Genomic DNA, 26,974 nt, shown 5'->3' with positions numbered 1-26,974 from the left:
TCACTTGCAGGTACGGCCAGCGCCCCGGCACCGGTTCAGCCTGCACGAGCCCAATCCCGAAAACCACGCACAATTACCCAGAACGATCCGTCCTCAGACGACGACGATGCCGTCGCCCTCCACCTTGACCTGGTAGACGGTCAGCGGCGCGGTCGCGGGCCCTTTGGTGGCCTTTCCGCTGTCGGCGGCGAACTCGCTGCCGTGGCACGCGCACGTGATGACGTTGTCCTTCGGCGTGCCGACCGTGCATCCCTTGTGCGTGCACACCGCGCTGAACGCCTTGTAGACGCCCTTCGCGGGCTGCGTGATCACGATTCGCCACTCCTCGACGAGCGTGCCGCCGCCGACGGGCACGTCCGCCGTCTTGGCGAGCACCTTGCCCTTGATCGCCGACACCGGCTGCGCCTTGGCGTCGCCCGCGCCGCACCCCGCCAGCGCCAGCCCGCACGCGGCCACCCCCGCCACGCCGAGCATCTCGCGCCGGCCGATTCCGCCGCGATTTTCGGGCATGGCTTCGCCCCGATCCGTAACCGTCATGAATTAGCCGACCCTTCGCGTCTCCGCCGACCCCCAGCAGGTCAAGCCGTTACCCGTGCTTCAACTTTATTGGCCCCACCCCTCGGTCCGACCATCGGGTGACCTCTGCGGCACACCGTCGCGGCAAGGCAGGGCCAAGGTGCCGTCAGTGGGCGGTGCGCCCGCGGTCAGCGCCGCGCACGAGCCTGTGCGCATGACTCTCACCGACACTCCCGCACCCACGACGTCCGGGCCGCGCTGGTGGCGCCGTCCGTGGGTGGTTCCGCTCGCGGTGGTGGCGATCGCGTTCGTCGCCTTCTCGCTGCCGCCCTACCTGTCGCTGGACCCGAGCCGGTCGCGGGTGCCCGCCCCCGACTTCTTCCCGCTGCACTTCGTGGTGCTCTCCCTGCACGTGATCTTCGGCTCGATCGCGATGATCTCGTGCTGTCTGCAGGTCTGGCCGTGGTTCCGGGCCCGCCACCCGCGCGCCCACCGCATGATCGGCCGCGTGTACGTCTTCGGCGGCTGCCTGCCCGGCGGCGTGCTGGGTCTGGTGGTCAGCCTCGCCACGCCCTTCGGCCCGGTGACCAGGGCCAGCGGGGTGGTGCTGGCCCTGGTGTGGCTGGGCTGCACCCTGGCCGGCTGGCGGATGGCCAGGCAGCGCAGGTTCGTCGATCACCGCAGGTGGATGATCCGCAGCTTCGCCCTGACGATGTCGATCATCACCAACCGCCTGTGGGGCGCGGTGTTCGTCATCTCGCTGTCACCGCAGCTCGACACCACTTTCCACGGCGACCAGGAGCTGCTGGCCGGCACGGTGGGCGCGGTGAGCGCCTGGCTGGGCTGGGTGCTGCCGCTGCTGTTCGCCGAGTGGTGGCTGGAGCGCGGCGACGCCGCCAAGCGCCGCCGCCGCACCCCCGCCACCGCCTGACCGACAACAGGCGCCGTCACCCCCGAACCACCGCCTGACCGACAGCAGGCGCCGTCGCCCCCGAACCATCACCTGACCGACGGCAACCGCCGTCACGCCCGAGCCGCCACCGTCCGACTCAAGGCGCAACGTCGCCACACCTGGGCCGCCGCCTGCCTCAGAGTGAGAGGATCTTCCGCAGGAAGCGCCCGGTGTGGCTCTCGTTGACCAGCGCCACCTCCTCCGGCGTGCCCGTGGCCACCAGCGTGCCGCCACGGGACCCGCCTTCGGGGCCCATGTCGATGATCCAGTCGGCGGTCTTGATGACGTCGAGGTTGTGCTCGATGACGATCACCGTGTTCCCGCCGTCGACCAGCCGCCCGAGCACGCCGAGCAGCCTGCGGATGTCCTCGAAGTGCAGGCCGGTGGTGGGCTCGTCGAGCACGTAGATCGTCCGCCCGGTCTGGCGGCGCTGCAGCTCGGAGGCGAGCTTGACGCGCTGCGCCTCACCACCGGACAGCGTGGTCGCCGGCTGCCCGAGCCGTACGTAGCCCAGGCCGACGTCGTTGAGCGTCTGCAGGTGCCGCTTGATGGCCGGAATCGCGTCGAAGAAGCCCAGCGCCTCCTCGATCGGCATGTCCAGCACCTCGGCGATCGTCTTGCCCTTGTAGTGGACCTCCAGCGTCTCCCGGTTGTACCGGGCGCCGTGGCAGACCTCACAGGGGACGTAGACGTCCGGCAGGAAGTTCATCTCGATCTTGATCGTGCCGTCGCCCGCGCACGCCTCGCAGCGTCCGCCCTTGACGTTGAAGCTGAAGCGCCCCGGCTGGTAGCCGCGCACCTTGGCCTCGGCGGTCTGGGCGAACAGCTTGCGCACGTGGTCGAAGACCCCGGTGTACGTGGCCGGGTTGGAGCGCGGCGTACGGCCGATCGGCGACTGGTCGACGTGCACGACCTTGTCCACCTGGTCCATGCCGTTGATGCGCGAGTGCCGCCCCGGCACCGTGCGGGCGCCGTTGAGCTCCTTGGCCAGCGCGTTGTAGAGGATGTCGTTGACCAGCGTCGACTTGCCCGACCCGGACACCCCGGTCACCGCCGTGAACATGCCCAGCGGGAACTCGATGTCGACGCCCTTGAGGTTGTGCTCGCGGGCGCCCTTGACCGTGATCTGCCGCTTCTTGTCGCGCTTGCGGCGCTTGGCCGGGATCGCGATGCTCCTGCGGCCCGACAGGTACTGGCCGGTCATGGACTCCTCGCTGGCGAGGAGCTCCTGGACGGTGCCGGAGACCACGACCTGGCCACCGTGCTCGCCGGCGCCCGGCCCGATGTCGACCACCCAGTCGGCGGCGGCGATGGTGTCCTCGTCGTGCTCGACGACGATCAGCGTGTTGCCCATGTCGCGCAGCCTGATCAGCGTGTCGAGCAGGCGCATGTTGTCGCGCTGGTGCAGGCCGATGGACGGCTCGTCCAGCACGTAGAGGACCCCGACCAGCCCGGAGCCGATCTGCGTGGCCAGCCGGATGCGCTGCGCCTCGCCACCGGCGAGGGTGGCCGCGGCGCGGTCCATGGTGAGGTAGTCGAGGCCGACGTCGAGCAGGAAGCCCATGCGGGCGTTGATCTCCTTGACCACCCGCTCGGCGATGTGCATGTCGCGGTCGGACAGCTTCAGCTCCGCCAGGAACTTGGCGCACTCGCCGATCGACATGGCCGCGACGTCGGCGATCGACCTGTCGTCGACCGTGACGGCGAGGGTGACCGGCTTGAGCCTGGCGCCCTTGCAGGCCGGGCACGGGATCTCGCGCATGTAGCCCTCGAAGCGCTCGCGCGTGGCGTCGCTCTCGGCCTCGGCGTGCCGGCGCTGCACCCAGGGGATGACGCCGTCGAAGGTGGTGTAGTAGGAGCGCTGGCGGCCGTAGCGGTTGCTGTACCGGACGTGCACCTGCTCGTCGTGGCCGTACAGCAGCGACTTCTGGGCCTTCTTGGGCAGCCGCTCCCACGGCGTGTCGAGGGTGAACCCGACGGTGTGGCCGAGCGCCTCGATCAGCCTGACGAAGTATTCGCTGGTGTGGCCGCCCGACCAGGGGTGCAGCGCGCCGTCGCCGAGCGTGCGCTCGGGGTCGGGCACCACCAGGTCGGGGTCGACCTCCATCTTGGTGCCGAGGCCGGTGCACTCGGGGCAGGCGCCGAAGGGCGAGTTGAAGGAGAACGAGCGCGGCTCCAGCTCCTCGAACGACAGGTCGTCGTAGGGGCAGTAGAGGTGCTCGGAGTAGAAGCGCTCGCGGCCCGGGTCGTCCTCCGGCAGGTCGACGAACTCCAGCGTGATCGTGCCGCCGGACAGCTGCAGCGCGGTCTCGACGGAGTCGGTGAGCCGGCGGCGCGAGGACTCCTTGACCGACAGGCGGTCGACGATGACCTCGATGTCGTGCTTCTCGTACTTCTTCAGCGTCGGCGGCTCCTCCAGCCGCACGACCGTGCCGTCGACCCTGGCCCGCGCGAAGCCCTTGGTCTGCAGCTCGCGGAACAGCTCGGCGTACTCGCCCTTGCGGCCGCGGATGACGGGGGCGAGCACCTGGAAGCGGGTGCCCTCCTCCAGGTCCATGACGCGGTCGACGATCTGCTGCGGCTGCTGCCGGGCGATCGGACGGCCGCAGGTCGGGCAGTGCGGCTTGCCGATGCGCGCCCACAGCAGACGCAGGTAGTCGTAGACCTCGGTGATGGTGCCGACGGTCGAGCGGGGGTTCTTGCTGGTGGCCTTCTGGTCGATGGACACCGCGGGAGACAGGCCCTCGATGAAGTCGACGTCGGGCTTGTCCATCTGGCCGAGGAACTGGCGGGCGTAGGCCGACAAGGATTCGACGTAGCGGCGCTGCCCCTCAGCGAAGATCGTGTCGAAGGCCAGGCTCGACTTGCCGGAGCCGGAGAGGCCGGTGAAGACGATCAGCGAGTCTCGCGGCAGGTCCAGCGAGACGTCCTTGAGGTTGTGTTCTCGTGCACCACGCACGATCAGGCGGTCTGCCACGGCGATCCCGGAGGTCGAAAGGCGGATAGGTCCACGGGGGATGGTAGACGGGGGCACCGACATTTTCGGCGAGCCGATCCCCGGCCCCCGAAAATCCGTCCTTCACAGGTTACGGCCATCTCCCGCGTCGGCAGCAGCCCTTTGCAAGTCAACCACTTGACCTGCTGCTTTATGCCCGACCGCGACACCTGCCCGCTAGATGGGGAAATATCTGGACATGACCGTTCTACCCGCGGTGCAGGCCGAACTGGCCTCCGCGACCGACCGGCTGCTGGCCACGGCCGCGTCCCTGTCCGACGCCGACGTGACGGCCCCGTCCCTGCTGCCCGGCTGGACCAGAGGGCACGTGCTCGCCCACCTGACCGGCAACGCGGGCTCCCACCTCAACCTCCTGACCTGGGCGCGGACGGGTGTCGAGACCCCGCAGTACCCGTCCGTGGAGGCCAGGGCCGCCGAGATCGAGGCCGCCGCCGCCCGGCCGGCCGCCCGGCACCTGGCCGACCTGGCGGACAGCGCCGCCCGCCTGGCCGCCGCGATCCGCGACCTGCCCGCCGAGGCGTGGCGGACGCCCGTCCATGGCATGCGACCGCCGTCACATCCTGCCTGGTACATCCTGGTACGCCGCCTTCGCGAGGTGGGCATGCACCACGTTGACCTCGACGCGGGGTACGGCCCGCACGACTGGCCGCGGACGTTCGTCCATCGCGAACTGCACGACCTCCGCCACTCCTGGCCGTACGGCAGCAGCACGGTGAGCGAGGTCGTCCTGACCGGCAAGCCGGGGCAAAGGTGGCAGAACCTCGGTCAGGGCCCCGCCGTCCAGGGCGCGCCGGTCGACATGCTGGCCTGGTTGACAGGGAGGTCGGACGGCGAGGGCGTTACCCTGGTGCCCGCGGGACAGCCGTCGACGCCCGGTGACGGTGGCGCGCTCCTTCCCGAGCCGCCGCCGTGGCTGACGATGCCGGCCCCCGCTGATCTGCCCGCGACGCCCCCGAAGGACTATCCATGACCTACACCGGCGACGTCCAGGTCGGCGGCCCCGCCGACGTGCGCGAGCTGCCCGCCCTGACCATCTCCAAGCTGGCGGTCGGCCCCCACGACAACAACGCCTACCTGCTGCGTTCCACCGAGACCGGCGAGGAGCTGCTGATCGACGCCGCGGCCGACGCCGACCGGCTGCTGGCGCTCGTCGGCGACCAGCCGCTCGGCGCGGTCGTCACCACCCACCAGCACGGCGACCACTGGCAGGCCCTCGAACAGGTGTCCCGGGTCACCGGCGCCGAGGTGATCGCCCATCCGCTCGACGCGCCCGCGCTGCCCGTCCCGGCCGGCCGCACGGTCGAGCACGGCGACACGATCTCCCTCGGCCCGGTCAGCCTGGAGGTCATCCACCTGCGCGGCCACACCCCGGGTTCGATCGCCCTGCTCTACGACGGCGGCCCCGACGGCCATCACCTGTTCACCGGCGACTCCCTGTTCCCCGGCGGGGTGGGCAACACCGGCAAGGACCCGGAGCGGTTCGAGCGCCTCTTCACCGACGTGTCCGAGCGGCTCTTCGACCGCCTGCCCGACGACACGTGGGTCTACCCGGGCCACGGCCGGGACACGACGCTCGGCGCCGAACGTCCCTCGCTGGCCGAGTGGAAGGCCAGGGGCTGGTAGCTCACCGTCCCGCGGCCAGCACGCGCACGATGCGGCTGGCCGCCAGGGCCGGATCGTCGGCCAGGCCGACGAGCTCACCCCACGACCAGCGGTAGAACCAGCCCTCGGGCAGCGGCACGCAGTCGATCGTCTCGGCCAGCAGCGCGGTGTCGGGATCGCTGATCCTCAGCGCGGGCGGATAGGCCCGCAAGGTGGCGGTCAGCCCGCGCTGCTCCAGCTCCGTGGCCAGCTTGCCGAGATAGTACGTCCGCGTGTGCTCGCGTGGCGTAGCCGACATGGATCCATCAAAGCCGAAGATGGATGAAAAATCCCCTAGTTGCCGATTCGCTCGGCTTCCTTGCGCAGCTCCCGCTTGTAGAACAACATGCGCAGCGGGATGGCCGCGACGAGCGCGATCTGCATGGTCGCGCCGATCTTGATGGGCAGGTCGCCGCCTTCCGGCCAGGCCACCCAGACCGTGAGGAACGCCACGTTCACCATGATCCAACCGAGGACGACCGCCGCCAGCTGCCCCTTGGGCTTGGGGTACTCGATGCGGCTGACCATCAACCAGGCCACGCCGAGCACCGCGAACAGCGCCCAGATGCTGGGCTGGAACAGCAGCACGATCGAGATCACGGTCATCGCGCCCATCGGGATGGGCAGGCCCATGAAGTCGCCGCTCTTGGTCTTGACGCACGCGAAGCGCGCCAGGCGTACGACACCGGCGACCAGCACGGCCGCCGCGGCGGTGACCACCGCGATGAACGGCACCGAAGGCGGCGCGCCGACACCCCAGATCACGACCATGAACGCGGGCGCGAACCCGAAGCTGATCACGTCGGCCAGGTTGTCCAGCTCGGCGCCCATCGCCGAGGCGCGGAAGCGGCGCGCGACGAGCCCGTCGAACAGGTCGCAGGTCGCGCCGATGAGCAGCAGGACGATGGCGGTGGCGAAGTAGCTCGGCGTCGGCGTGAACTTGCCGTCGGCGACCGTGAGCTGCTGGATCGCCGAATAGGCCAGGACGCAGACCGCGAGGAACCCGCAGACCGCGTTGCCCAGCGAGAGCGAGTCCGCGGCGGACAGGCGGAACGCCTTGCCCACAGGACCGCGGGGCTCTTCCTCGCCCGCCTGCCAGCTGCCGGCGTCAGCCGTGGTCAATTCTGGTCACCCCCGCAACCGTCTTCTCACCCACGGAGACCGCGGGCGAGATGCCTTCGGGAAGGTAGATGTCGACCCGCGAGCCGAACCGGATGAGACCGATTCGCTCGGTCTGCGCCACCTTGGCCCCAGCGCTCAGGTACGGCACGATCCGGCGCGCCACGGCGCCCGCGATCTGCACCATCTCGATGTCGCCCAGCGCGGTCTCGAAATGCCACACCACGCGTTCGTTCTGGTCACTGTCCTTGTTGAACGCCGGCAGGAACCCACCTGCCACATGCTGCACGGACGTGACATTTCCCGCAAGAGGGGCACGATTGACGTGCACGTTCAGGGGGCTCATGAAGATCGCGACGCGGGTGCGGCCGTCCGGCCAGGGGTCGATGCTCTGCACCACGCCGTCGGCGGGCGACAGGATGCGCCCCTCGCCTGGAGTGCGCTCGGGGTCGCGGAAGAACCAGAGCATGCCACCGGTGAGCGCACCCAGCGGGGCCGCAGCCAGGGCCCAGCGCCGGTCTCGGCGCGTCAGCAGCGCGGTGGCGGCCGCCGCGGCCGCCGTCGGGAGGAGCCACGGGGAGACCCCGCGCGCGAGCCGGACGCGGCTCGACTTAGCAGAATCGTCTGACACGTACAACCTTTGATGGTGACTGGACTAGGCGCTTTGCCATGCTGTTACGGAACTCGCAACTATTACACGGCGCAACTACACAAGCAAAGCGCCTCGATAGCCGTTCCGCTAGACCTGCTCCGGGTGCGTCTGCTCGCCTTCGCCGCTCATCATGCGGGCCTTGATCAGGCTCGCAACCGTGGTGATCGCCATGGTGGAGCCGATGACCGTGAGCGACACCCAGATGGGAATTTCGGGTGCCCAGGAGACGCCGCTGGCATGCAACGCCTCCATTATCAGCTTAACCCCGATGAACCCGAGGATGAACGCCAAACCATAGCTGATGTAGACGAGTCGCTGCAGCAACCCGCCCAGCAGGAAGTAAAGCTGACGCAGCCCCATCAGGGCAAACGCGTTGGCCGTGAAGACGACGTAGGGGTCCTTGGTGAGCCCGAAGATGGCCGGAATCGAGTCGAGGGCGAACAGCAGGTCGGTGGTTCCGATGGCGATCATCACGATGAGCATGGGGGTCACCATGCGGCGTCCGTCGATCTTGACGGTGACCTTGGAACCGACGTACCCCTCGGTGGTCGGGAACGCCCGGCGCACCCACCTGAGCAGGATGTTCTCGTTGAACTCCTCTTCCTCGCCCTTGAGGTGCTGCCGGATCAGATTGACGGCGGTGTAGACGAGGAAGGCGCCGAAGACGTAGAAGAGCCAGCTGAACCGTTCGAGCGCGGCAGCCCCGAGCGCGATGAAGATGCCCCGCATGACCAGCGCGAGCACGATGCCGACCAGGAGCACCTTGTGCTGGTAGGGCCGCGGCACCGCGAACCGGCTCATGATGATGAAGAAGATGAACAGGTTGTCGACGCTCAAGCTGTATTCAGTGATGTAACCGGCGAAGAACTCCCCCGCCTTGTCGGCCCCGAACGTGGCCCACAACCCCACACCGAACAACGCGGCCAGGGCGACATAGAAGGTGACCCAATATCCGGCCTGCCGCATGGAGAACTCGCGGGCCTCACCGCGGTCGACGATCCACAGGTCAAAGGCGAGGACGACGAGCAGACCGCCGATGACGGCGATCCAGGCCCACACAGGTACGGTCACGGTTCAAACCCTCCGGCATGCATGACTCATTGCCGGAGGTCTCTCCCGCCCGCGAACAACGCGGACCGGCAGCCCCGGGGGCCCCGTGGAGCGGGGCTGCACCGTGATGACGAGGCTGTCGCGAAGGGATACTCCCCTCCCTAACCCACGCAGTATACGCCGACACTTTGCTCCCATCATCCATACGATCTTGCCGCCCCGTACACCCCGAGTACGCTTTCCACGGCATCGTCACCATCCGGCAACTCCCGTCCCCGCAGCGTCGCCGCCTCCGACAGCGTCCGCGCGACCCCCGGCTCGTCCAGGACCTTCCGCAACGCGCTCCGCAGCCCTTCGGCGTCCCCGTACGGCACGAGCATCCCGGCGTCGCCCACCAGCCACGGGATCCCGCCCACGCCTGACGCGATCACCGGCTTGCCCGCCATCAGGGCCTCGCTGAGGCTGAGCGGCAGCCCTTCCCAGCGGCTGCAGTTGACCACGACGGAGGCGGCCGCGAGCAGGTCGGGGATGTCGTCCCGGTCTCCCAGCAGCAGCACGGGCAGGCTCCGCCCCCTGATCCGGTCCTGGAGCTCCTCCCGCAGCGGCCCCTCACCCGCCACGGCGAACAGGGGCATCGGGCCCTCCCACGGCCCCGCCGCCACGTCGAGCAGGGTGTCGAGTCCTTTCTGCTGGGCGAGCCGGGCGATCGTGAGCACCAGGGGACGGTCGCCCGCCCCCAGTTCGTCCCGAACCTCCTCCGGCGTACGCCGGGCCGGGCGGAGCGGGGGCGCGGGCACCACCGCCTCCCCCACCTTCCGGGCTCCCAGGGCGGTCATCCGCTCCGCCAGGTCCGGCGAGACGACCAGCACCCGATCGGCCCGCCGCGCCACGATCCGCTCCAGCACCCCGTAGACGAATCCCACGAAACCGCCGGCGGTCAGCGCGTTGTGCAACGTGACCACCACCCCCGGCCCCTTCCCTCCCGACGAGCCCCCTGCCGGCGTTGAGCCCCTGGCCTCCTGCGATCCGATCCCCTGACGCCCTGTCTCTTGGTACTCGGCCCCCGCGCGCTTCGACGTCCGCGGCCTGATCGCCCGCAGCGCCAGGCTCGCCAGCGCCCCCGCACGGAGGCCATGAGCGTGGACGACGTCGGCATCCCGCGTCAGCCGCCGAATCGCGAGCACCGCGCGCAGATCGTTCAGCGGATGCGGCCGATCGGACACGGGCACCTCGGCGAACGTGGCTCCCGCCTCCCGGAAGGAGAACGCCTCCTCGACACTCCCCGGCCCCACCACCGCCGCCTGATGCCCGCGCCGCACCAGCCCTTCGACGAGCATCCGTACATGCCGCCCGGTACCACCGGACGTGGTGCCCATCACAAAAGCCACCCGCAAGACCCCTCCAAGATCCTCACCGGAACCCGCGACCACACCTCAAAGCCGAAACCGTAAAGGCCGGGTCACTCCATACGACCACTCACCTCAAGGCCCCCATCGCGGAAGATCAGGAACCGCAGGAGACCATGAACCGCCCCCACAGAGCAGCGGACCTGCCGTAGAGGATCAGCCGCCCCGCCTGAACAGCCCGGCCACCGCCCTGGCGTCCGACCGGTCCACCGCAACCACGACAACAACCCCCACCACCACGGCCACCACCGCCGCCAGCACCACAGCACCCACGTTCGGCCAGATGCCGGAGACGCCGAGCCGCCCCACCACCCACGCGCCCGCCAGGTACCCCAGCACGCCACCACCAACCGCCGCCCCTGCGGCCCTGGGAAGCCCCGCTGCGGCCCCGCTCCCCCGCGCCCGAACCACGGACGCGAGCAGCAGCACCCCACCGGCGGTCATGCCGAGGCTCATCCCCAGCGCCATGCCGCCGATCTTCCACTCGGCGGGCAGCACCAGCACCAGCACGGTCTGCGCGACGATGACGACCAGCCACCCGGCCACAGTCCCCGTGGCCGCCGCCCGCCCGAGCCCGGCCGCGTAGAGCACCCGGCTCAGGTGGGCGATGAGCCCGTAGCCGACGATGCCCGGCGCGAACAGCGCGATCGCCAGGGCGAGCTGAGGCGGCGGCACCTCGCTCCTGCCTCCCAGGAACACCACCGCGCCGGGCCCCGACGCGGCGGCCAGCACGCCGGCGGCCAGCCCCGTGACCAGCACCACGGCCCGCGTCGTACGCGCCGCCAGCGCCGAGAACGCGACCGCGTCACCCGCCTGCGCCGACAACCGGGGGAACGCGCTGGTGGCGATGGGCACGGCCAGCACCGCGTACGGCACCAGGTAGATCGCCCACGCGTAGTTGTAGACGGTGAGGGCTCCGTTGCCGATCGCCTTGTTCGACAGCAGCACCACGACGATCATGGCGGCCTGCTGGGCGAGCAGCGCCGCGATCCCGGCCAGGGCGAGCCTGCGCACCTGCCCGGCCACGCCGTCGGGGAAGCGTAAGGTGGGCCGCCACCGCAGCCCCAGCCGCGACACGGGCCCGAGCACGGTCAGCACGAGCGAGAGCACACCCAGGCTGGTGCCCACCGACAGGGCCAGCTCGGCGGGCCCAGGCAGCTGAGCCGGGTCGGCCGTCCCCCCACTGAGCGGTACGAACAGCAGGTACGCCACGATGACCACGATGCTGGACACCAGCGGCGCGACCGCGGGCCCGGCGAAGCGACTGTGCGACTGCAGCACGCCGTAGAGGACCACGGCCACGCCGTACAGAGGGATCTGGGGGGCGAAGACGACCAGCATCCGCGTGGCGAGGGCGACGAGATGGGCCGTGTCACACCCGCGGACGGCCTCGCCGAGGAATAGGCCGATGACCGGCCGGGCGAACAGCGCGGTGAGCGCCCCCAGCGGCACCAGGACCACGACGACCCACGTCAGCAGCGCCGAACTGATGTGCCCGGTGCGCTCGCGCGAGGCGGCGGACCCGGCCAGCACCGGCACCACCATGCCCGCCAGCGCGCCCCCGACGACGACCTCGAAGACGATGTTGGGGATCTGGTTGGCCGTCATGTAGGCGGTGGACAGGCAGTTGGTGCCGACGGTCTGGGCGAAGGCGTATTGCTTGACGAAGCCGGCGATCCGCGCCAGCACGGTGATCGCCCCGATGAGCAGGGCGCCACCCGCCACACCCCGCGCCGTCACGCTCCGCACCCGGCCTCCCCCGCCCAGTATCCGGTCACGCGGACATCCTGGCAGGTGCCACCGACAATCGCGCGCGGAGGGTCACACGGGGTCGACGGGACGCCGCCCGAGCATGTCGATCCGGTTGAGCACCGGGTTCGCGGCGATGACCTTGGTGAAGCTGACCTTCTCCGAGGCCGCGGTGAGCGCGGCGACCGTGCCCAGGAGGACGAGCCTGCCCGGCCTGCCAAGCTTGGTGACCGCGGCCAGCCCGAGCAGGGCGCCGAGCGAGTTGGCGCCCGCGTCGCCGAGCATCGCGCGCTCGCCGAGGTCGTCGGGCAGCAGCGCGGCGGCGGCCCCCAGCGGCACGGCGGCCAGGGCCGCGGCGGCGGGCGACGACCGCAGCAGCGAGACCGCCAGCAGCGGCCCGCCGGCCAGCAGCCCGACTTTGATCGCCCGCCCGGGACGAAGGTCGAACAGATTGGCCAGGTTGGCCGCGCCCGCGATGGCGGCACCGTTGACCAGCGTGTCCACGGGCCCGTCGGAGACGAGGGCGGCGGCGCCGAGCCCGGTGGCCCCGATGCCGAGGATCTTGACTGCGCCGCTGGTGACCTCGCCACGGGTCAGGGCCGTCAGGTGGCCCTTGAAGCCCTTGGAGGACGTGGTGCCGTAGAGGTCGTCGTAGGCCCCTAGGGCGCCGGTGCCGACGCCCGCCAGCACCGCGGCCAGCCGGGTACGCGGCGTCAGGCCAGGCGTGAGCGCGGCCGCCACGCCGGAACCGGCGACGAACGCGGGCCCCTCCAGCAGGGTGATGGGCTCGCCGCGGTGGTTCTTGCGCGTCCAGCGCCCCCCCAGGTCGGCCGGACGGTTCCGGGTGAAGGCGGAGTAGGCGGCACGGGCGGCGGCGGCGCCGATCGCGGCGCCGGCCAGCGCGTAGAGCAGGCCACGGGCCATGTCAGCTCCCTGACTGGGTCGGTGAAGGCGTGGTGGTCGGCAACGCGGGCTGGGTGGCCGAGGCCCCCTTGCCGATGCCGTACTGGCCGGCGCGCCCGTTCAGTTGCTCCCGGAGAGCGTAGACGACCACGACCCGGCCCGCGGGCATATCGACGGTATCGACGGTGGACACGCGCTTGGAGACGTCGCCGTCGTCGCGAAGGGCGCTGACGGCGCCCCCGGTGACAGCCGCGTTGGCGGCGCTGCCGGCCAGCACCGCGCCCTTGCCCGCCGCGTCGAGCCGGTCGGCGACCGAGACGAGCGCGCCGAGCTGGGTCTCGGCCTGCTCCCCCTCGTACGCCTTCTCCGGCGCGAACATCACCGCGAGCATGGCCCGCTTGGCAGGGTCGCCGTCGACGCTGACCAGCCCGCCGGCCTCGAACCCGCTGAGGACGGCGGCGGTCGCGGCGTTGGGCGTGCCCGCCTGGGCCTGGTCGGTGGTGAGCAGCGTGGAGGCGAGCAGCGCGCCCGCCTTGTCCCAGACGGTCGCCGTGGACGGGAAGACCATGTCGACCGGCTTGAGCTGGTTGACCAGGCCGTCGAGCACGCCGCTGCGATCGGGGTCGAAGAACTTCTCGGTCAGCGTGACGCGTCCGCTCACCTCCGCGCCCGCCTCCTCCAGCACCTGCTGCTCGGCCTCGCGGAACGCGGTGCTCGAACCCGGCGTCTCGACCAGCAGCACGTGCTGGCCGGTCAGCTCGCCGGCCACCAGCTTCGGCGTGACGCTGGCGACGAAGGCGCCGTTGCCCGCCTCGCGGCCCTGGAGCTGGTCGATCTGCACGCGCAACTCGTCCTTCGTCTTGGTGAGCTGCGCGCTGATCTCCTGCGCGGACTTGACCGCGGGCTCCTGCAGCAGCGTGGTGCCCAGGACGATCCCGACGGCCAGCGCCAGGAAGATCGCGACGATGGAGACGACGTGGTAGCGAAAATCGATCACGAGAAGAGTCCGACCAGCCAGAAGATGAATGCGTTCCAGACGTCTTGCAGGCCGTTCAGCCAGGTCTGGCCGAGCGGTGACAGGAAGAGGGCGACCCCCATGGTGATCAGCGCGGTGATCACGAGCAGCAGGAGCTGCGGGGTGGTGATGCGGCTACGGTAGAGCCTGCTCACGCCCTTGGCGTCGATGAGCTTGCTGCCGATGATCAGCCGGGTCAGGAAGGTGCTGGCCATGCCGGAGCGCCCCTTGTCGAGGAACTCCTCCAGGGTGCCGTGGGTGCCGACCGCGACGATCAGCTCGGCGCCCTTGTCGTCGGCCAGGAGCATCGCGATGTCCTCGCTGGTGCCGGTGGCCGGGAAGATGACCGCCTCGCGGCCGAGCTGGTGCACCCGCTCCAGGCCGGGCGCGCGGCCGTCGCGGTAGGCGTGCACGACGAGCTCTGCGCCGCAGGTCAGCGCCTTGGTGGAGACGGAGTCGAAGTCGCCGACGATCACGTCGGGGAGGTAGCCGGCCTCCAGCAGCGCGTCGGCGCCGCCGTCGACGCCGACGAGGACGGGCCGGTATTCCCTGATGTAAGGGCGAAGGGTGGCGATGTCTTCCTTGTAGTGATAACCGCGCACCACGATGAGGACATGTCTGCCCTCCATCGGGGTGCGGATCTCAGGCACGCCGACTCCGTCGATGAGAAGCTTGCCCTCACCGCGAACGTACTCCATCGTGTTGACGGCGAAAGCCTCGATCTGCACGGCGAGCCCGGCGCGTGCCTCGGCCATGGCGGCCTCGACGGCCTCGGTCGTCTGCTCGTCGCCCTTGCCCACGACGTCGTCGTCGAGGTAGATGACACCCTCGTGGACACGGACGACGTCGCCGTCCTTGACGCGCTCGAACAGCTCGGGGTTGGCGTTGTCGACGAACGGCACACTCGCGTCGAGCAGGATCTGCGGGCCCAGGTTGGGATAGCGGCCGCTGATGCCCGCGGCGACGTTGACCACAGCCGCCGCGCCGCATGCGACGAGCGCCTCCGCGCTGACCCGGTCAACGTCGACATGGTCGATAATCGCTATTTCCCCGGGCTGGAGGCGTTTGGTGAGCCTCTTGGTTCGCCGGTCGATTCTCGCCACTGCCGTCACACCGGGAAGGTCACCGACCTTCCTGCCACGGAGGCCCGGCATCTTGCTCCCCGGAACCTTCATCATGACCATCCTGCCAGAGGGAAACAGCGCGGAGGCCAAGCACTACGCGGCGTGTCCACTATGTCACACAGAATCACCTGTCGGCCGCTGCGAGTCCCAGCAGCTCCTCCGCGTGCGCCCGGCCCAGCTCGGAGTCCTCCAGACCGGCCAGCATGCGGGACAGCTCGCGTACGCGCCCCTCGTGGTTGAGCGTGACGACGCCGCTGCGCACGACACTGCCGTCGCTCGCCTTCTCGACGACCAGATGCTGGTCGGCGAAGGCCGCCACCTGCGGGAGGTGAGTGACGACTATCACCTGCGCGGTGCGGGCGAGCCGGGCCAGCCGACGCCCGATCTCGACCGCGGCCTTGCCACCGACCCCCGCGTCGACCTCGTCGAACACGAACGTCGGCACCGGGTCGGCACCGGCGAACACGACCTCGATGGCGAGCATGACGCGGCTCAGCTCGCCGCCGGAGGCGCCCTTGTTGAGCGGCAGCGGCGGCGCGGCCGGATGCGCGGCCATCCGCAGCTCCACCTCGTCGACGCCCTCCGGGCCGAACTCGGCGCTCTGGGTGAGCTGCACCACGACCCGGGCGTGCGGCATGGCCAGCGCGGTCAGCTCGTCGGTCACGGCCTGGCCGAAGCGCTCCGCGGCGGCCTCGCGCACCTTGGTGAGCTCGGCGGCCAGGGTGGTGAGCCTGGTGGTGAGCTCCTCGTGCTCGCGGGTGAGCTCCTCGATGCGCTCGTCGTCGCCTTCGAGTTCGCCCAGGCGGGCGGCCGCCTGCTGGGCCCAGGCCAGCACCCCGGCGCTGTCCTCGGCGTACTTCCTGATCAGGCTGCCCAGCACGGACCTGCGCTCCTGGACGGAGGCCAGGCGGGCCGGGTCGGCCTCGATGGACTCGGCGTAGGCGGCCAGGTCGGTGGCGACGTCGGAGATCAGGTATCCGGCCTCGGCGAGCCGGTCGGCCACGCCGGCGAGCTGGGGGTCGAAGTCGCGCACGGCCTCGACGGCCGCGCGGGCCTCCCCGAGCAGCGAGATCACGTCGCGGGCGCCGCCGGCGGCCTCCATCGGATCGCCGAGCAACGCGGTGTGGGACGTGGTCGCGGCGCTGCGCAGCGCGTCGGCGTGCGAGAGGCGCTCCTCCTCCTCGCGCAGGTGGACGTCCTCGCCCGGCTTGGGGTCGACCTTCTCGATCTCCTCCAGGCCGAACCGCAGCAGGTCGGCCTCCTGGGCGCGCTCCCTGGCCTTGGTGGTCAGCTCGTCGAGCAGCGCCCCCACCTGCTTGTGCCGCTTGTACGCCTGCGAGTACGCCCGCAACGGCTTGACCAGCTCGTTCCCGGCGTAACGGTCGAGCGCGGCGCGCTGCCTGGCGGCCTGCAACAGCCGCTGCTGGTCCATCTGCCCGTGCACGGCCACCAGGTCGTCGGCCAGGTAGGTCAGCGTGCCGACGGGCACCGTGCGCCCGCCGAGCCAGGCCCTGGAGCGGCCCTCGGCCGAGACGGCGCGCGAGATGATCAGCTCGCCGTCCTCGACCTCGCCACCGAGGTCTTCGACCTGCTGGGCGACCCGGCCGCCGGGCTCGACGACGAGCGTGCCCTCCACGGTCGCCTTGTCGGCCCCCGGACGGATGCGCGAGGGGTCGGCCCGGCCGCCGAACAGCAGCCCGAGCCCCGTGACGACCATCGTCTTGCCCGCGCCGGTCTCGCCGGTGACCACGTTGAAGCCCGGCGAGAGCTCAAGTACGGCCTCGTCGATGACGCCGAGCCCCTGGATGCGGACCTCCTCGACCCTTGGTCGCACTGCCCACTCCCGTCACTGCCGTGCCTGATGGCCGGTTGGTTGTGTCCGGACACCTGTTGCCCATGGGATCCTACGCGTTCTCCCCTCCATTCATTCAGGGTCGCACTCTCCCGCGCCATCCCTGAACCGGTAGTTCGAACTTGGCGACCAGCCTGTCGGTGAAGGGGGCGCCGGTGTTCTCCACGCCGTGCAGGCGGGCCAGGCGGACCGGCTCGGCCCCCCTGCGAACCTCCACACGCGAGCCCGAGGGCAGCTCGAAACGCCGCCGTCCGTCGCACCACAGAACGCCGCCGGGAGTGTCCGGCAGGATCTCCACGGCCATCGTCGATCGGGGCGAGACCACCAGCGGCCGGGCGAACAGCGCGTGGGCGCTGATGGGCACCAGGAGCAGCGCCTCCACCTCCGGCCAGACCACCGGCCCGCCGGCCGAGAACGCGTACGCCGTCGAACCGGTAGGAGTGGCACAGATCACGCCGTCGCAGCCCCAGCGGGACAGCGGCCGCCCGTCGATCTCGGCGACCACCTCCAGCATGCGTTCCTGCTTCTCCACGGTGACCTCGTTGAGCGCCCACGTGTCGGCGATCACCCGGCCGTTCTGCCTGGCCAGGACGTCGATCGTCATGCGCTCCTCGACGTCGTAGCGCCCGGCCACCACGCTGTCGACCGCCGAGGCCAGGTCGGCCACCTCCGCCTCGGCCAGGAACCCGACGTGCCCGAGGTTGACGCCGAGCAGGGGCGTGCCGGCGGGCTTGGCCAGCTCGGCCGAGCGCAGCAGCGAGCCGTCGCCGCCGAGCACGATCATGACCTCGGCGTCCTTGGCCGAGCCCGGATCGTCACTGGGGACGACCTCAACCCCGCCGCAGCCGATGTCGACGGCCTCGGTGTCCAGGACGCGTACGTTGATGCCCGCCTGGACCAGCCGGTCGATGACCAGGCGGGCGCTCTCGACGGCGGCCCCCCGCCCGGTGTGGACGGCGACGAGCACGGTGCGGTTCATTGCGGCCCTTCTGCGACGGCACGCTGGATCTCGGCATCGAGCTCGGCGACGGGGGGCTCACCCTCTCCTTTGCCTAGCCAGAGCAGATATTCGACATTTCCGGACGGACCGGGCAGCGGGCTCGCGGTCACGCCCCGCACGCTCAGCCCCAGCTCCCGCGCCTTGGCCGCGGCGTCACGCACCGACCGGGCCCGCAGCTCGGGGTCGCGCACCACGCCGCCCGCCCCCACGAGCTCCTTGCCCACCTCGAACTGCGGCTTGACCAGCATGACGAAGTCGGCCCGCGGCGCGGCGACCTGCGCCAGCGCGGGCAGCACGAGCCGCAGCGAGATGAACGACAGGTCGCCCACGACCAGCGTGGGCGCCTCGCCGACCATGTCGGGGGTCAGATCGCGAACGTTGACCCGTTCCATCACGGTCACCCGTTCGTCGGTGCGCAGCGACCAGGCGAGCTGGCCGTAGCCGACATCGACGGCGAGCACGTGAGCCGCGCCGTGACGCAACAGCACGTCGGTGAAGCCTCCCGTGGAGGCCCCCGCGTCGAGGCACCTGCGCCCCTCCACCGACAGGCTCTTGAACGCCTCCAGCGCCCCGAGAAGTTTGTGCGCTCCGCGCGAAACGTAGTCGGGCCCGTCGGCCGACTCGGCGACGACGATGGCCGAGGCCGTGTCGACCTGGGTCGCGGGCTTGCTCGCCTGCTGCCCGCCCACGCTGACCCGCCCGGCCTCGATGAGCTGGGCGGCCTGCTCACGCGACCTGGCCAGACCTCGGCGCACCAGCTCGCTGTCGAGGCGAATCCTCCGGCTCACCGCTCGCCCAGCGCTTCGTCGCCCGCACCCGCGAGAGTGGACTCCAGCCCGGCGAACGCCTCCTCGAACACCGCCACGTGCTCGTTGACCGGCAGCTCGCCCACACGACCGAGACCGGCCACGATGGCATCGACCCGCTCGTCTCCGGTTTCCTCCGGCAGCTCACCCATGACTCGACCGTAACGCCTCGGGCGAGCGCCCGGGACCTTGGCAGGCGTGTCACGCGTTGAAGCTCATACGGGGGTGCTAGTGATGTGGAACGCTACCGACCGCAAAGGGAAAGAAAGGATGCTCAACATGGCAAGCGTCGAGGAGTGCCGGGCGGCACTGGCCAGGCTCGTCGCCCAGTTCGACGAGATCGGCGCGGAGGATCGTGCCAAACACGTGGTCGAGCGGACGGTCAGCGCCCGGGTGTCCGACCTCGGTGTGATCTTCTACGGGCGGCTGCACCACGGGGGGCTCGACCCGTTCACCGAGGAAACGCCGGCCGGGGGCAAACCGGCCGATGTGAAGATCACCATTGCGAGTGACGACCTGATCGCGCTGGTCGACGGCGAACTGGACCTGGCCCGCGCCCTGCTAGGGGGGCGGGTGAAGATCGACGCGAGTTTCGGCGACCTGCTACGCCTGCGCAAGCTGATCTGACCGGTTCCGTTGTTCAACGCATTCGTTAACTGTTAGGCGACAGGCGAACAGCATCCCTACCCCTCGGCCCCCGATCGGCGAGCCGCCCTCCGGCGGCCACGTCGCCCCCGGCGACCCGCCCTGACGATCGCTCCCCACTCGCTCCTCCATGATCAGCACGCCGTACGTGTTCGCGTCCGGCGTGCTGCGGGCCATGGGAGAGTACGCCACCGATTCGGTCACTTGATGCAAGGTCGCCGATCGACAAGGAAGGCCAGGTCTGGGGAGGCCCTCACCCGACGCGCTTCAGGACCTCCTTGACCGCGTCCTCGCCGACCCGGCCTTCCCCGGCCGCCGCCCAGGCCGCGTCGCAGGCCGCGCGCAGCCCGTCGATCCGGCTGCCGTCTCCTTCGAGGCGCAGCACCCCGTCCCGCCACTCAGCCTGCCATCCTCCGCAGGCCCCCTCCCGCACCTCGGGATAGGGCTGGACCAGCGCACCGAGGTCCTCGGCCAGGTAGGTGGGCCGGTGCCGGGGCTCAGCGGTCAGCACGTCGAGCGGGGCGGCCACCCCGGTGAGCACCAGCAGGCTCTCCACGCCCGCGTTGGAGGCTCCTTCGATGTCGGTGTCCAGCCGGTCCCCCACGACCAGCGGCCGCCGGGCGCCCGTACGGATCATCGACTCCCGGTGCAACGGCGGATCCGGCTTACCGGCATAGACCGGCTCGACCCCGGTGGCAGCGGCGATGACCCGGACCATGGCTCCGTTCCCGGGCAGTTCACCCCGCCCGGTCGGCATGGTGCTGTCACCGTTGGAGGCCACGAACAACGCCCCCTGCCGTACGGCCAGCGCCCCCTCCGACAGCAAGGCATAGGACAGACCCGGAGCGATCCCCTGAACCACCGCGGCAGGCGACTCGGCCGCGACGGACACCGGCCTGAGCCCGTGGTCACGTACGGCCACCCGCAGCCCCGACCCGCCCACGACCAGCACCGCGGCGCCCGGAGCCACCCGCTCGGCGACCACTCGCGCGGCCGCCTGCGCCGAGGTCACGACATCGGCCGCCGTGGCCGGGACGCCGAGTTCCCGCAGGTGGGCGGCGATGGCGGCCGGCGTGCGGGAGGCGTTGTTGGTCACGTAGGCGAGCCGCACACCCTTGCCCTGAGCCGCCTCCAGCGCCTCACTTGCCCCGGGCACGGCGTGCGGTCCCAGGTAGACCACACCGTCGAGGTCGAGCAGCAAGGTGTCATAGCCGTCAATCAGCACAGCGCCTCTTCCCGTTTGACTCTCACGCCGCGTGAGACTTTAGCGTCGCCTTCGTACCCCGCCACAGGAAGCCCTGACGGGAAACCCGTTCTGGAAGGACGACCATGCCCCGCACGCTCAACCTGACGACCGACGAACGCACCGAACTCTTCGGTGACTTCGCCCACGACGAACACTCGGCGGAGGCCGAGGAACGCTGGGGCGACACGCGTGCCTGGGCCGAATCCGCGCGCCGCACCTCGTCCTACACGAAGGAGGAATGGCAGCGGTACAAAGCCGAGGCATCCGCCCTCTCGGCCCGCCTCGCCGATGCGATGAACGCCGACATCCCCGCCGACAGCGACCTTGCGATGGACCTGGCCGAAGAACACCGCGCCCACATCTCCCGCTGGTTCTACGACTGCACGTACGACCACCACCGCGGCCTCGCCGACCTGTACGCCTCCAACCCCCGCTTCACGGCCACCTTCGACCGCACCTCCCCCGGCCTCGCCACCTACCTCCGCACCGCAATCCTCGCCAACACCACCCGCCAGGGCTGAGCTGGCCCCTTTGAGCAGTCGGCCATGTGGAGAGTCACGTCACAGGCGACGCATGACGGCCCGGACAGTCCTTCCTGAGGCGCCGGACAGCATCGTCGCAGTAGCCAGGAACATCAGTCGCCGTCGGCGGCCGGAGTCCACGCAGACGTGGGGGCGGCACATTCGACCGCACAGAGCCCTCGTCAGGCCCGAGGTGCGGCAGGCACCGCCCGCCCAGCAACGTTCCCCGCCTGACAGCGCACATCTGAGGTGGCACCGATCGGGCCCGAAAAGATCCACCCGAGCAATGACACTGCACGACGGCGGGCCCCTGTCCGCGCCCTACACCCCTACATCTCCCGGCGAGCCCTCAACGTCGCGCGCACACTCTTCAAAGCCGATACGTAATGCCGCTCGTCCGGCCGCATGGCCACCGCGATGGCGAGCGGCTCCTGAGCCCCTTCCAGGTCCCCCGTACGCCACAACGACAACCCCAGCCCGAAATACGCATAATCCTCAGCCGGATTCGCATCCACGATCTGCCGGAAGCTGGCCGCGGCCTCCGCATACTGGCGGGAGTTGAACTGCGCCCGAGCCAATGCCTCAAGGATGCTCCGCGACTGTGGCTCAGCCGCAGCCGCCCGCTCCAGCAATGCCGCGGCAGCCGCGGGACTCCCCTCCTTCAGCAACTTCACACCACGCTGATACCAGTCGTAGACACCGCCCCCAGGAACGCCGCCCAAGGACTCATCGTGACCATTTCCGCCCTGAACCATGCGTGAGGACTCCTTCATCGCCGGACGACGAACCTCGCTCCCGCTCCGCCGCGATAGGGGCGCGACAGCAAACGATTGGGGCAACTCCTGGTAGGCGCAAGCTTTTATGGGAGCATGCCCGGTATGGGGACTCCTGAACTGCCGGTGCCGGACGGACTGGTGCTACGGCCCTTCCGAGGCGTACGTTTCGATGTCGAAGATCCCGCCAAGGTGACCTCCCCACCGTACGACCTGATCAGCGACGCGGACGTCGAAGCTCTCCTTGCCTCTCACCCGAACAACGTCGTCCGCCTCATCCTTCCCTGCAACCCCGAAGCGACACCCTCCGCCGAAGGCAGCCCTCCTCGCGGCCCGGCCGGCCCCCCGTCCAGGCTTCACCACCGGACCGAGGTGCCGCTCGAAGCCCGTTACGCCGAGGCCAGGGACACCCTGAGGGCCTGGCTGGACGCCGGCGTCCTGGTGGCCGACGACACCCCCGCCCTGTACGTGTACGAGCAGAGCGGCCCGCACATCCTCCAGCGCGGCCTGATCGGCGACGTCGGCCTCATCGACCCGGCCGAGCGCGTCATCCTCCCCCATGAAGACGTCATGCCCGGACCGATCGCCGACCGCCTGGCCCTCATGAGCACCACCGAGGCCAACCTCGAACCCATCTTCCTGCTCTACAACGGCGACCACGGCAGGGCCACCCGTCTGGTGGACGAGGTGGCCACCAAGCGACCGCCCCTCGTCACGGCCGGAACCGAGGACGGCCTCACCCACCGGCTGTGGGCGATCACCGACCAGGACGAGATCGCCGCGATCAACGCCGACCTGCGCAACCGTCAGGCCCTGATCGCCGACGGCCACCACCGGTACGCGACGTACCGCGTCCTGCAGCGCCAGGAACACGCCGCCCGCCAAGCCCTGCGGGACGGAACTCACCAGGCCACGCCCAACGCCGTGCCACAAGGAACCCTTCCGCACACCCCCCAGGACGCGCTTCCCCAGAGCTCGCGGGACATCTCCCTCAGCGCTCCCCCAAGCATTCCCACCGCGACGGACCACCCGGCAAGCCCCACTCCCAGCCCGGTCACCTCGATCCGTCACGAGTTGACCGACCACCTCGCCCATCCCTCGGACGCCCCGGCCTCCGCCCCGGCCGAGCCCTGGCGGGCGCTGGGCCCCTGGGACTTCGGGCTGGCCCTGATCGTCGACTCCACCGCCTACCCACCCGATCTCAAGGCCATCCACCGGGTCATCCCCGGCCTGCCCTTGACCGAGGCCGCCGCCAGGGCGAGGGGCGCCTGGCAGGTGCACGACCACGACGACCTGCGGCAGGGCCTGGAGGCATTGGAGAACGCTCCCGAGCCCGCCTTCCTGCTCGCCGGAGAAAGCGGCACCCACCTGCTCACCGACCCCGACCCGGTGCAGCTCAACCTGGCGATGCACGACCAGCACTCGGAGCGCTGGAACTCGCTCAACACCTCCATCCTCACCGAGTTCATCCTGCCCAAGGTGTGGGGCATGGAGGACGACGACCAGGCCGTTCGCATCGTCCACCACGACACCGAGGCGGCGCTGCGGCTCGCGATCCAGACGGGCGGCACAGCCGTCATCCTCAAACCGCTCATGGTTCACGACGTGCTGGCGGTGGCCGCGGGCGGCGAACGAGTCCCCCGCAAGTCCACCTCCTTCGGCCCGAAACCACGCACCGGCCTGGTGCTACGCACGTTCGCCATCGACTGACCCCGCACGCCCTCACCTGCTCGCCTCACCCCGTGCCGTCGACCCTCCACGCCCGCGACGGAACCCGGCCCCGGACCGGGCATCAGATCTGGCCACCCGCCCCGGCCAGCTGAGCCACCTTCCGAGGCCCCCGGCTCGGAGCCATCTCCTCGGACGGCTCAGGAACCGGCTCCTCGACCGGCCTGGCGGCGCTCACCTCCACCTCGTACCGCCAGACCTTGGCGGCGGACGGACCGAAGACCCGGCAGCGGAAGGCGCCCGTCACCTCGACGAAGTCCCTCGGTTTGAGGCCCCGCACGGTCTCCGCCACCTCGGGATCGAACGTGACACAAGGGATGCTGTCCGTGAGCGCCGGGCCGCGCCTGTGCCTGCGCCGGCGGCGTACGATGACCCGCCACTTCGTGGCCATGTCGCCGCTCGGCATCGCGTATTCCTCGACCGCCGCGGACAACCGCCCCGCGAGCACGACCTCGTTCCGATCCATTGACGTCCTCCCGTTTGTGTTCCGGCGGAGATCACTCTCTACGATGAAGGGAAGCCCGGATCGATACGAACGTCGTTCTGGGGATAACGGATGTACGCGCGGGAGTTCCTGTGGACAACATCACCGCACTAGGCGGCGACGTCTATGAGATCGACACCAAGATGGCCGGATACTCGGGCATCACCGCCGGCTATCTGATCCTGGGGGACCGGCCGTGCCTGGTGGAGACGGGCACCTCGACCTCGTCCCCCGTGGTGCGCGACGCGCTCGCCTCGCTCGGCGTCGGCCCGGACGACCTGGCCACGGTGGTCGTGACCCACATCCACCTGGATCACGCGGGCGGCGTGGGGGACATCGCGAAGTTCTTCCCGTCCGCCCAGGTGGTGGTGCATGAGAAGGGCGCGCGCCATCTGGCCGATCCGTCGCGTCTGATGGCCAGTGCCCGGATGGTCTGGGGCGACCAGCTCGACACCCTCTTCGGCGAACTGTCCCCCACCGAAGCCGAACGTATCGTCGCCCTGGGCGACACCGGCGCCATCGACCTGGGCAACGGCCGCACGCTGAGCAGCCACTACTCCCCCGGCCACGCCAAACACCACGTCGGCCTGATCGACTCCGCCACCGGCGACCTGTACGTCGGGGACGCCGCGGGCGTGTACCTGCCCCAGACCGGCGACCTGCGCCCCGCCACGCCGCCACCGGACTTCGACCTTCAGACGGCCCTCGACTCGATCGCCCTGTTCCAGGCGCTCGGTCCGCAACGGTTGTTGTTCAGCCACTACGGCCCGGTCGGCGCCGTCCAGGAGACGCTTGAGCGATCCGCCGAAGAGCTCCGCGTCTGGGTGGATCTCACCCGCCAGGCGCATTCGGAGGGCCTGGATCTCGATCACGCGGTCGCCATGGTCCGCGACCGCACCAAGGAGCGCTACACCGCCCTGCAGTCGGACGACGTGACAGCCGAGCAGTTCGAACTGCTGAGCGGCGCCCCGTCGAACGTCGCGGGCATCCTCCACTGGCTCAACCGCGTCGAACGATGACGAGCCCACACCTCGCCTGAGACAAAAGCTCCGCCGTACCCCAGACGATCAGGGCACGGCGGAGCAGCAACACTTACTCGTCGTTCTTCTTCGGCCGGTCCTGAGCGGATTCGCCCGTCTCGACCTCCAGCACGTCACCGAAGTCCGGCTCGATGAACGCGGGCGTGATCCCCGGCGTCTCGGCCTCGGCCGGCTTCTCCTCAGCCGGCTTCTCCTCAGCCGGCTTCTCCTCAGCCGGCTTGGCCTCCTCAGCGGTGTCCGTCGGCTTGCCGACCTCGGGCTCTGCCGCCTCGGGACTCACAGCGACCTCCGGCTCAGGCGCCTCAGGGGTCTCGGTGGCCTCCGGCTCCAGGAGGTCGTCCGCCTCGGCCAGGGCCTCGGTGTCCTCTTCCTCCTCCTCGGCCAGCTTGCCCTCGTCGGCGACACCGGCGTCGTCGAAGTCGTCCTCGGAGTCGTCCTCGGAGTCGAGGTCTTCCTCGAAGTCCTCCTCGACGTCCTCGATGACGGCTCCGGTCAGCTCGGCGTACCGCTCGGCCGCGTCCGTCTCGCCGTCCTCGTCGAAGGCCATCGCCCGCGCGAACCAGTCGGTGGCCGCCTCCTGGTGCCCGGCGTCGGCCAGGGCGTCGGCGTAGGCGAACGCGAGGCGCGCCGACCACGGCTTGGGCTGCGGGTCGCGCAGCTCGGGCAGACGCTGGAGGGTGATCACGGCCGCGTCCTGCTGGCCCAGGTCACGCCTGGCGCCGGACTCGACGATGGTCAGCTCGATGCGTCCGGCCCGGTCGAGGCGCTCCGCCTCCGGCGAACGTACGAGATCGATGGCCCGCTCCGGACGGCCCAGACCGCGCTCGCAGTCGGCCATGACCGGCAGGTACGCATCCGACCCCGTCATCCTCCTGGCCGCACGCAGGTCGCTGAGCGCCTCGGAGAAGTGTCCGGCCCGGTAGGCGACGATGCCCGCAGCCTCACGTACGACACCGATGCGAGCCGCGAACCGGCGCGCCACCTTGGTGTGTTCATGCGCCTTGTCGGGATCGTCCTCCTCCAGGGCGCGCTCAGCGGCCACTAGGTGCCTGCCGACCAGGTCGGAGAGGTCGCCGGGCAGGGAACGCAGCTCCTCGCGTACTTCCTTGTCCAGCTCCTCCGCGGTGATGTCGGGCGCCACCTCGGGCAGCCTCTCGCGCTGCGGGGCGTCGGAGTCGCGCTCCTCCCTGCCGTACCTGGCACGAGTGCCACCGCCCGGACGCTCCCCGCGGTCGTCCCGCGAGAACGGGCGCGACTCGCGGTAGCCGCCCTCGCGACGAGGCCCGTAGGAGTCGTCGCGACGCGGGCCACGGTCAAAGCCCTCGCGACGCGGCCCCTGCTCGAAGCCCTCACGACGCGGGCCACGGTCGAAACCTTCGCGGCGCGGACCACGGTCACCGTAACCGCCACCCTCACGCCGAGGACCACGGTCCTGGAAGGGACGACGCTCGTCACCCTCACGACGCGGCCCCCGGTCGAAGCCCTCCCTGCGAGGACCACGGTCATCGCCCTCACGACGCGGGCCACGGTCAAAGCCCTCGCGGCGCGGGCCCTGCTCGAAGCCCTCACGGCGCGGACCACGGTCAAAGCCTTCGCGGCGCGGACCACGGTCACCGTAACCGCCGCCCTCGCGACGAGGCCCACGGTCCTGGAAGGGACGACGCTCGTCACCCTCACGACGCGGCCCCCGGTCGAAGCCCTCCCTGCGAGGACCACGGTCATCGCCCTCACGACGG

27 protein-coding genes are annotated in these 26,974 nt (G+C 70.4%); 8 read left to right on the top strand and 19 right to left on the bottom strand.

The features are described from left to right. Positions 1–93: 93 nt before the first annotated feature. Positions 94–510, bottom strand: coding sequence for a Rieske (2Fe-2S) protein (locus ACIA8R_RS47730; protein WP_364098487.1), 417 nt, complete (start codon positions 508–510; stop codon positions 94–96). Between the two features lie 220 nt (positions 511–730). On the opposite strand from ACIA8R_RS47730, the gene ACIA8R_RS47725 reads away from it, so the two are divergent. Further along, positions 731–1,447: a DUF2306 domain-containing protein gene (locus tag ACIA8R_RS47725; protein WP_397044559.1), complete on the top strand. Its 717-nt coding sequence runs from the start codon at positions 731–733 to the stop codon at positions 1,445–1,447. A gap of 157 nt (positions 1,448–1,604) precedes the next feature. On the opposite strand, the gene uvrA is transcribed toward ACIA8R_RS47725, so the two are convergent. Then, entirely contained in the window at positions 1,605–4,445 is a 2,841-nt protein-coding gene (gene uvrA, locus ACIA8R_RS47720; protein WP_357705730.1) for an excinuclease ABC subunit UvrA, read from the bottom strand. A 217-nt stretch (positions 4,446–4,662) separates the two neighbouring features. Here uvrA and ACIA8R_RS47715 point away from each other — a divergent pair, with 217 nt between their 5' ends. Together ACIA8R_RS47715 and ACIA8R_RS47710 are read left to right on the top strand one after the other, a co-directional pair. Further along, complete coding sequence (locus tag ACIA8R_RS47715) at positions 4,663–5,454, top strand: maleylpyruvate isomerase family mycothiol-dependent enzyme (RefSeq protein WP_397044557.1); 792 nt, start codon at positions 4,663–4,665, stop codon at positions 5,452–5,454. Continuing rightward, on the top strand, positions 5,451–6,107 hold the full coding sequence (locus ACIA8R_RS47710) for an MBL fold metallo-hydrolase (RefSeq protein WP_364098498.1): 657 nt from the start codon (positions 5,451–5,453) through the stop codon (positions 6,105–6,107). Before ACIA8R_RS47715 ends, ACIA8R_RS47710 begins: the two co-directional genes overlap by 4 nt. A 1-nt stretch (position 6,108) precedes the next feature. On the opposite strand, the gene ACIA8R_RS47705 is transcribed toward ACIA8R_RS47710, so the two are convergent. The 13 genes from ACIA8R_RS47705 to ACIA8R_RS47645 all read right to left on the bottom strand — a co-directional run bounded on the left by ACIA8R_RS47705 (position 6,109) and on the right by ACIA8R_RS47645 (position 18,953). After that, on the bottom strand, positions 6,109–6,384 hold the full coding sequence (locus tag ACIA8R_RS47705) for a hypothetical protein (RefSeq protein ID WP_357705727.1): 276 nt from the start codon (positions 6,382–6,384) through the stop codon (positions 6,109–6,111). Positions 6,385–6,419: 35 nt separating this feature from the next. Continuing rightward, positions 6,420–7,247 carry a CDP-diacylglycerol--serine O-phosphatidyltransferase gene (gene pssA, locus ACIA8R_RS47700; protein WP_352364447.1) on the bottom strand — a complete coding sequence of 276 codons (828 nt, stop codon included), beginning with the start codon at positions 7,245–7,247 and terminating at the stop codon, positions 6,420–6,422. Then, positions 7,234–7,875 carry a phosphatidylserine decarboxylase gene (locus ACIA8R_RS47695; protein ID WP_357705812.1) on the bottom strand — a complete coding sequence of 214 codons (642 nt, stop codon included), beginning with the start codon at positions 7,873–7,875 and terminating at the stop codon, positions 7,234–7,236. Before ACIA8R_RS47695 ends, pssA begins: the two co-directional genes overlap by 14 nt. A 108-nt stretch (positions 7,876–7,983) precedes the next feature. Continuing rightward, positions 7,984–8,967 (bottom strand): TerC family protein, encoded by a 984-nt coding sequence (locus ACIA8R_RS47690; protein WP_357705726.1) that lies wholly within the window; start codon positions 8,965–8,967, stop codon positions 7,984–7,986. 176 nt (positions 8,968–9,143) lie between these two features. After that, the gene (locus ACIA8R_RS47685) at positions 9,144–10,340 is read right to left on the bottom strand and encodes a glycosyltransferase (protein ID WP_397044554.1); all 1,197 of its coding nucleotides are present in this window, start codon (positions 10,338–10,340) and stop codon (positions 9,144–9,146) included. Between the two features lie 168 nt (positions 10,341–10,508). Next, a complete protein-coding gene (gene murJ / locus ACIA8R_RS47680) occupies positions 10,509–12,101 on the bottom strand; it encodes a murein biosynthesis integral membrane protein MurJ (protein ID WP_397044552.1) in 1,593 nt (530 codons plus the stop codon). A 72-nt stretch (positions 12,102–12,173) separates the two neighbouring features. Beyond that, positions 12,174–13,025, bottom strand: a complete 852-nt coding sequence (locus ACIA8R_RS47675; RefSeq protein ID WP_397044550.1) for a hypothetical protein — start codon at positions 13,023–13,025, stop codon at positions 12,174–12,176. Position 13,026: 1 nt separating this feature from the next. Continuing rightward, the gene (locus ACIA8R_RS47670; protein ID WP_397044548.1) at positions 13,027–14,001 is read right to left on the bottom strand and encodes a copper transporter; all 975 of its coding nucleotides are present in this window, start codon (positions 13,999–14,001) and stop codon (positions 13,027–13,029) included. Then, positions 13,998–15,194 (bottom strand): putative cytokinetic ring protein SteA, encoded by a 1,197-nt coding sequence (gene steA, locus ACIA8R_RS47665; RefSeq protein ID WP_357705810.1) that lies wholly within the window; start codon positions 15,192–15,194, stop codon positions 13,998–14,000. Before steA ends, ACIA8R_RS47670 begins: the two co-directional genes overlap by 4 nt. 73 nt (positions 15,195–15,267) lie before the next feature. After that, positions 15,268–16,977, bottom strand: coding sequence for a DNA repair protein RecN (gene recN, locus ACIA8R_RS47660; protein ID WP_364098514.1), 1,710 nt, complete (start codon positions 16,975–16,977; stop codon positions 15,268–15,270). Positions 16,978–17,071: 94 nt separating this feature from the next. Continuing rightward, positions 17,072–17,974 carry an NAD kinase gene (locus ACIA8R_RS47655; protein WP_357705721.1) on the bottom strand — a complete coding sequence of 301 codons (903 nt, stop codon included), beginning with the start codon at positions 17,972–17,974 and terminating at the stop codon, positions 17,072–17,074. Continuing rightward, entirely contained in the window at positions 17,971–18,783 is an 813-nt protein-coding gene (locus tag ACIA8R_RS47650) for a TlyA family RNA methyltransferase (RefSeq protein WP_357705720.1), read from the bottom strand. Before ACIA8R_RS47650 ends, ACIA8R_RS47655 begins: the two co-directional genes overlap by 4 nt. Then, entirely contained in the window at positions 18,780–18,953 is a 174-nt protein-coding gene (locus tag ACIA8R_RS47645) for a hypothetical protein (RefSeq protein WP_357705719.1), read from the bottom strand. Before ACIA8R_RS47645 ends, ACIA8R_RS47650 begins: the two co-directional genes overlap by 4 nt. Before the next feature lie 127 nt (positions 18,954–19,080). Between ACIA8R_RS47645 and ACIA8R_RS47640 the strand changes: the two genes are divergently transcribed. Continuing rightward, positions 19,081–19,428 carry an SCP2 sterol-binding domain-containing protein gene (locus ACIA8R_RS47640; protein ID WP_397044545.1) on the top strand — a complete coding sequence of 116 codons (348 nt, stop codon included), beginning with the start codon at positions 19,081–19,083 and terminating at the stop codon, positions 19,426–19,428. 271 nt (positions 19,429–19,699) lie between these two features. Here the strand turns inward: ACIA8R_RS47640 and ACIA8R_RS47635 are convergent, their stop codons facing one another. Beyond that, the gene (locus tag ACIA8R_RS47635; protein ID WP_397044543.1) at positions 19,700–20,671 is read right to left on the bottom strand and encodes an HAD-IIA family hydrolase; all 972 of its coding nucleotides are present in this window, start codon (positions 20,669–20,671) and stop codon (positions 19,700–19,702) included. Between the two features lie 104 nt (positions 20,672–20,775). Here ACIA8R_RS47635 and ACIA8R_RS47630 point away from each other — a divergent pair, with 104 nt between their 5' ends. After that, positions 20,776–21,213, top strand: a complete 438-nt coding sequence (locus ACIA8R_RS47630; RefSeq protein ID WP_397044541.1) for a TipAS antibiotic-recognition domain-containing protein — start codon at positions 20,776–20,778, stop codon at positions 21,211–21,213. A gap of 329 nt (positions 21,214–21,542) precedes the next feature. Here ACIA8R_RS47630 and ACIA8R_RS47625 read toward each other — a convergent pair whose 3' ends face one another. Next, a complete protein-coding gene (locus ACIA8R_RS47625) occupies positions 21,543–21,968 on the bottom strand; it encodes a tetratricopeptide repeat protein (RefSeq protein WP_357705715.1) in 426 nt (141 codons plus the stop codon). Positions 21,969–22,091: 123 nt separating this feature from the next. On the opposite strand from ACIA8R_RS47625, the gene ACIA8R_RS47620 reads away from it, so the two are divergent. Further along, a complete protein-coding gene (locus tag ACIA8R_RS47620) occupies positions 22,092–23,696 on the top strand; it encodes a DUF1015 family protein (protein WP_397044539.1) in 1,605 nt (534 codons plus the stop codon). 82 nt (positions 23,697–23,778) lie between these two features. Here the strand turns inward: ACIA8R_RS47620 and ACIA8R_RS47615 are convergent, their stop codons facing one another. Beyond that, positions 23,779–24,180 (bottom strand): single-stranded DNA-binding protein, encoded by a 402-nt coding sequence (locus tag ACIA8R_RS47615; RefSeq protein ID WP_397044537.1) that lies wholly within the window; start codon positions 24,178–24,180, stop codon positions 23,779–23,781. A 110-nt stretch (positions 24,181–24,290) separates the two neighbouring features. Between ACIA8R_RS47615 and ACIA8R_RS47610 the strand changes: the two genes are divergently transcribed. After that, positions 24,291–25,217, top strand: coding sequence for an MBL fold metallo-hydrolase (locus tag ACIA8R_RS47610; protein ID WP_352326199.1), 927 nt, complete (start codon positions 24,291–24,293; stop codon positions 25,215–25,217). Positions 25,218–25,290: 73 nt separating this feature from the next. Here the strand turns inward: ACIA8R_RS47610 and ACIA8R_RS47605 are convergent, their stop codons facing one another. Beyond that, complete coding sequence (locus tag ACIA8R_RS47605) at positions 25,291–26,280, bottom strand: hypothetical protein (RefSeq protein ID WP_397044535.1); 990 nt, start codon at positions 26,278–26,280, stop codon at positions 25,291–25,293. A 3-nt stretch (positions 26,281–26,283) separates the two neighbouring features. On the opposite strand from ACIA8R_RS47605, the gene ACIA8R_RS47600 reads away from it, so the two are divergent. Beyond that, positions 26,284–26,974: hypothetical protein (locus ACIA8R_RS47600; protein WP_397044533.1), on the top strand; the 691-nt coding region annotated here is incomplete at its 3' end.

Origin of the sequence: Nonomuraea sp. NPDC051191 (assembly GCF_044455665.1) — a bacterium.
In the GTDB taxonomy this organism is placed as follows: Bacteria; Actinomycetota; Actinomycetes; order Streptosporangiales; family Streptosporangiaceae; genus Nonomuraea.
The sequence above is the reverse complement of the archived record's forward strand: the minus strand, read 5'-3'. Positions and strand labels throughout refer to the sequence as shown.

Excerpts from the sequence above, each read along its gene's own strand:
- ACIA8R_RS47730 (WP_364098487.1), bottom strand. The coding sequence starts at position 510 with ATGCCCGAAAATCGCGGCGGAATCGGCCGGCGCGAGATGCTCGGCGTG.
- ACIA8R_RS47725 (WP_397044559.1), top strand. The coding sequence starts at position 731 with ATGACTCTCACCGACACTCCCGCACCCACGACGTCCGGGCCGCGCTGG.
- ACIA8R_RS47715 (WP_397044557.1), top strand. The coding sequence starts at position 4,663 with ATGACCGTTCTACCCGCGGTGCAGGCCGAACTGGCCTCCGCGACCGAC.
- ACIA8R_RS47710 (WP_364098498.1), top strand. The coding sequence starts at position 5,451 with ATGACCTACACCGGCGACGTCCAGGTCGGCGGCCCCGCCGACGTGCGC.
- ACIA8R_RS47705 (WP_357705727.1), bottom strand. The coding sequence starts at position 6,384 with ATGTCGGCTACGCCACGCGAGCACACGCGGACGTACTATCTCGGCAAG.
- ACIA8R_RS47675 (WP_397044550.1), bottom strand. The coding sequence starts at position 13,025 with ATGGCCCGTGGCCTGCTCTACGCGCTGGCCGGCGCCGCGATCGGCGCC.
- steA (WP_357705810.1), bottom strand. The coding sequence starts at position 15,194 with ATGAAGGTTCCGGGGAGCAAGATGCCGGGCCTCCGTGGCAGGAAGGTC.
- ACIA8R_RS47655 (WP_357705721.1), bottom strand. The coding sequence starts at position 17,974 with ATGAACCGCACCGTGCTCGTCGCCGTCCACACCGGGCGGGGGGCCGCC.
- ACIA8R_RS47645 (WP_357705719.1), bottom strand. The coding sequence starts at position 18,953 with ATGGGTGAGCTGCCGGAGGAAACCGGAGACGAGCGGGTCGATGCCATC.
- ACIA8R_RS47640 (WP_397044545.1), top strand. The coding sequence starts at position 19,081 with ATGGCAAGCGTCGAGGAGTGCCGGGCGGCACTGGCCAGGCTCGTCGCC.
- ACIA8R_RS47630 (WP_397044541.1), top strand. The coding sequence starts at position 20,776 with ATGCCCCGCACGCTCAACCTGACGACCGACGAACGCACCGAACTCTTC.
- ACIA8R_RS47625 (WP_357705715.1), bottom strand. The coding sequence starts at position 21,968 with ATGGTTCAGGGCGGAAATGGTCACGATGAGTCCTTGGGCGGCGTTCCT.
- ACIA8R_RS47620 (WP_397044539.1), top strand. The coding sequence starts at position 22,092 with ATGGGGACTCCTGAACTGCCGGTGCCGGACGGACTGGTGCTACGGCCC.
- ACIA8R_RS47615 (WP_397044537.1), bottom strand. The coding sequence starts at position 24,180 with ATGGATCGGAACGAGGTCGTGCTCGCGGGGCGGTTGTCCGCGGCGGTC.